3 protein-coding genes and 2 pseudogenes are annotated in these 4343 nt (G+C 64.4%); 2 read left to right on the top strand and 3 right to left on the bottom strand.

Annotated elements, in window-relative coordinates; genetic code table 11:
• Positions 1-508 (bottom strand): annotated as a pseudogene (locus tag RHBS_RS25005) (hypothetical protein); the annotation flags it as partial.
• Between the two features lie 717 nt (positions 509-1225).
• On the opposite strand from RHBS_RS25005, the gene RHBS_RS25000 reads away from it, so the two are divergent.
• Positions 1226-1519 (top strand): WhiB family transcriptional regulator, encoded by a 294-nt coding sequence (locus RHBS_RS25000; protein ID WP_027496361.1) that lies wholly within the window; start codon positions 1226-1228, stop codon positions 1517-1519.
• A gap of 66 nt (positions 1520-1585) precedes the next feature.
• Here the strand turns inward: RHBS_RS25000 and groL are convergent, their stop codons facing one another.
• Positions 1586-3199, bottom strand: a complete 1614-nt coding sequence (gene groL, locus RHBS_RS24995) for a chaperonin GroEL (protein ID WP_121870411.1) — start codon at positions 3197-3199, stop codon at positions 1586-1588.
• A 98-nt stretch (positions 3200-3297) separates the two neighbouring features.
• The gene (gene groES / locus RHBS_RS24990; RefSeq protein WP_008718149.1) at positions 3298-3597 is read right to left on the bottom strand and encodes a co-chaperone GroES; all 300 of its coding nucleotides are present in this window, start codon (positions 3595-3597) and stop codon (positions 3298-3300) included.
• Positions 3598-4130: 533 nt separating this feature from the next.
• Here groES and RHBS_RS24985 point away from each other — a divergent pair.
• Positions 4131-4343, top strand: a pseudogene (locus RHBS_RS24985) (hypothetical protein); the annotation flags it as partial.

The following is a 4343-nucleotide window of genomic DNA, read 5'->3' as shown; positions in this document are numbered from 1 at the left end:
CCAGCTCGGCCGCCACCCACGCCGCTCGCAGTGCGGGACGCCACAGCCCCCGACCGACGCGGCCCTGCCATTGCTCCGTACTGCGGGCCAGCAGGGCGTCCGCGAGATGAAAACGTCCGCTTCCCAATGCATCTGCGGCCAGGCCGGTCAGCGCATCGCTACGGGCCTCTGTCGCGTCCGTCGATGTCGGCGGTCCCACGAGTCCGACGAGAAAGACCGCGATGCCGTCGAAGCGGCGGGCTCGCTCGTGTTCGCCCACCTGACGCAACCACGATGCTCTGGTCGAGGCGTGCAGCGACCGAAGTTCCTGGCTGTGGGGTCGATGCCGCCGAAGCTCGACTTCGGCGGCGCTGTACCGCCCCTGGCCTGCCAACGCGACACTGCGAAACCAGCTCTCTCGCGAATCGGTGGCGGCGGGGAGAGGGAATCGGCCGGGGTTGCTGCCGAAGGCAGCGTCGAAGAGTTCGGACTGCGTCGCGGTGAACAGCGAGCTCTGCTCTGTTGGCACGCAATCGAGGTAGGGCCTTCGCGCGCGGCGAACTACGCCCGAGTCCCACCGATTCGACGCGACGCAAATTGCACGGGCGAATTCGGCAACGGTCCGAAAGAAGTATCACTGCATCGTTTCGCGCACACGGAATGCAGTTTTCAAGGAATTAACAATGTGAACACGGGCCGACTCGAAGACGAGAATCTGAACGCTGTGTGGCGAATAGGTTAATCGGCGCACTCGGTCACACAATCGACCCCCGACGAGTCGCCTGCCGAATGCTCGCCCACTCCGCCTTTACCCAGCGATCCGCGCGATCGTGCCGGACACCTCGCGTGGGCTAGAGCGAGCGAACCGACGTCGAACCCGACGCATGGAGCCGAAGCGCCCTCGATGCTATCGGCAAGGCTGTGATCAGCGGAAACATCGACAACGACGGACTGCTGGATCCAGCCTCGGCCCTGTCGCCCGACTCGGGCCGCCTGCGTTCCGCAGCACCGCACCAGCAGCCGGAAAGCCGGTGCGCTTCCCATCGTCTCGCGTGGCGGCGGATTCTTCAACAGGAAGGACACGCACGCAGGTGAGTCGAAGTAAATATCGCCCGTGTTAATTCTTTGCCCCATAACTATGCATTTGCCCACGACAGAGAACTATTGACTCGATTTCGTCGACCCACATAACGTTGTCGGCATTCGGATCACGAATCCGAGAAGCCACACCACCCTAGGAGTTTCCATGCCGCAGCCGAATCACCTCCCTGGGCCGAACGCCGACATTTGGGATTGGCAGATGCACGGCCTGTGCCGTGGCGTCGATTCGTCCATGTTCTTCCACCCGGACGGCGAGCGGGGCCGGGCACGAGCACAGCGCGAGATGCGGGCCAAGGAAATGTGCCGCAGCTGCCCCGTACTCGCCCAATGCCGTACACACGCTCTCAACGTCAGCGAGCCATACGGGATCTGGGGAGGGATGTCGGAGACCGAGCGGGAACTGCACGCTCGTCACAACCGCCGCCGCATCGCGGTGTAAGCACTCGAACACGCAAGAAAGCCCCCAACCCGTTCGGGTCGGGGGGCTTTCTCGTGTCACCGAACGTCAGTGAGCGTGTCCGTGCCCGGAAGCAGGCTCGGAGGCCTCTTCCGGCTTCTCCACGATCGCGCTCTCGGTCGTCAGGATCATGCGAGCAACCGACGCGGCGTTGACCACAGCGGAGCGAGTCACCTTGACCGGATCGACGACGCCGTCGGCCAGCAGGTCGCCGTACGTCAGGGTCGCGGCGTTGAATCCGTGACCCTTCGGCAGTTCTGCCACCTTGCTGACGACGACGGAACCGTCGATGCCCGCGTTGGAGGCGATCCAGAACAGCGGTGCGTTGAGCGCGGTGCGCACCACGGCCACACCGGTGGCTTCGTCGCCGGTCAGGCCCAGGTCGTCGGCCAGAGCCAACGCTGCCTGAGTCAGAGCCGAGCCGCCGCCGGGGACGATTCCCTCTTCGACGGCAGCCTTGGCCGCAGCCACAGCGTCGTCGACGCGGAACTTGCGTTCCTTGAGCTCGGTCTCGGTGGCAGCGCCGACCTTGATGACCGCAATGCCGCCCGAGAGCTTCGCCAGACGCTCTTCGAGCTTCTCGCGATCCCACTCGGAGTCGGTGTTCTCTATCTCGCGGCGGAGCTGACCGACGCGCGCATCGATGTCGTCCTGCGTGCCCGCACCGTCGACGATGGTCGTGTCGTCCTTGCTGACGACGACGCGACGAGCGCGACCGAGCAGCTCGAGGCCGGCTTCCTTCAGACTCAGACCCACATCGGCGGTGATGACCTGCCCGGCCGTCACGACGGCGAGATCGTCGAGGAATGCCTTGCGGCGATCACCGAAGAACGGTGCCTTGACTGCCACGGCCTTGATCGTCTTGCGGATGGAGTTGACGACCAGCGTCGAGAGAACTTCACCTTCGGTGTCCTCGGCGATGATGAGCAACGGCTTGCCGCTCTCGGCAACCTTCTCCAGCAGGGGCAGAAAGTCCGGAAGCGAGGTGATCTTCTCGCGGTACAGCAGGACGTAGGCGTCCTCGAGAACTGCTTCCTGCGCGTCGACGTCGGTGACGAAGTACGGCGAGAGGTAGCCCTTGTCGAACTGCACGCCTTCGGTGACCGAGAGCTCGGTGAGCAGCGTCGAGGACTCCTCGACGGTGACGACGCCGTCTGCGCCGACGCGGGTGAGCGCCTCGCCGACGAGTTCGCCGATCTCGGGGTCACGCGAGGACACGGTGGCGACCTGAGCGATCGCCTGCTTGCCCTCGACCGGGGTTGCGGCGGCGAGCAGAGCCTCGGCGACCTTGTCGGCCGCCTTGGAGATGCCGGTGCCGAGCGCGATCGGGTTGGCACCCGCGGCGATGTTCTTCAGACCGCCGCGTACCAGCGCCTGCGCGAGGACCGTCGCGGTGGTGGTTCCGTCGCCTGCAACGTCGTTAGTCTTGGTGGCGACGCTCTTGACCAGCTGCGCGCCGAGGTTCTCGAACGGATCTTCCAGGTCGATCTCACGAGCGATCGAGACGCCGTCGTTCGTGACGGTCGGACCGCCGAATGCCTTGGACAGGACGACGTGGCGTCCCCGCGGTCCGAGCGTCACCTTGACTGCGTCGGCCAGCTTGTCGACGCCGCGTTCGAGTGCGCGGCGCGCTTCCTCGTTGAATTGGATTTGCTTTGCCATGTTTCGGTGTTACTCCTTCGAGTAAAGAAACTCGATCGAACGCACACCGCCCCGGGACCGACACGAAAATCGGATACCGGGGCGGGATGCGTTGTGGCCTACTTGGCGATGACAGCCAGCACGTCGCGTGCCGACAGAATCAGGTACTCCTCGCCGGCGTACTTGATCTCGGTGCCGCCGTACTTGCTGTAGATGACGGTGTCACCTTCTTTGACGTCGACCGGGATGCGGTTGCCCTTCTCGGTGACACGGCCTTCGCCCACGGCGACGACGGTGCCCTCCTGGGGCTTCTCCTTGGCTGTGTCGGGGATGACCAGACCGGAGGCGGTCGTCGTCTCGGCCTCGTTGGCCTGGACGAGGATCTTGTCCTCGAGCGGCTTGATTTTCACGCTCGCCACGTTGAGCCCTCCAAAGTTATGGGGTACGCGTCCGGGGTCGGATCCCCGGACAGCTGTGTGTAAGTACTTCTCGTGCGGTTCTGACAATCACGGCCTGAGCTCGTTCCCGTCGTCGCGGGTGCCGGGACTTCGCTCGGTGCCAACTAGCACTCTATACACGAGAGTGCCAGCACTCAAGGGCTGGGTTCGCCAGGTTCGCGACGCCGTGGTCGCACGCGTGCGCACGAGAGTGGTCACGCACCGTTCCGCACGACCGCGGAGATTCGAAAGCGGCCGAATTCGGGTCCGAAACGCCGAGCATCGCAGTCGTTTCTCGCCTTTTTCCCAGCCTTCGTCGAGCCATCGAAAGGCCAGGTAGGAGGCGATCGACACGCACCGAGCAACCGGCCGAGCCGTATATCACGCTCGCGCCGGAGCGCGAAGTAACGTTACGATAACGGAGCTGTCCGAACGATAACGATCGACAGCTGTGCCGCGACATGGCACAAAGAGCAGTCGATTCCGGACAGGTACACAGGGGTGGGAGGTGCAGCATGCGGGTAGGAGTGGGCATATCCACCGGATCCGAGGTCGTGTGCGCAGCCCTCGTCACCGTCGACACCGACGGTAGTCGCACGGTCGAGTACCGCACCGTCTCCACCGATCGCCAAGCCAACACCGACATCGGTGATCTGGTCACCTCGGCCATCGAACTCATGGCCTCTCTGATCCCCGGCCACCGCTGCCCCGACGCGATCGCCGTCACC

Source organism: Rhodococcus sp. BS-15 (genome assembly GCF_000813105.1).
Taxonomy (GTDB): Bacteria; Actinomycetota; Actinomycetes; order Mycobacteriales; family Mycobacteriaceae; genus Rhodococcoides.
This window is presented reverse-complemented; position numbering and strand designations above follow the sequence as displayed.

Bases quoted from the DNA above. Each gene is read 5' to 3' on its own strand.
- RHBS_RS25000 (WP_027496361.1), top strand. From the start codon at position 1,226: ATGCCGCAGCCGAATCACCTCCCTGGGCCGAACGCCGACATTTGGGAT.
- groL (WP_121870411.1), bottom strand. From the start codon at position 3,199: ATGGCAAAGCAAATCCAATTCAACGAGGAAGCGCGCCGCGCACTCGAA.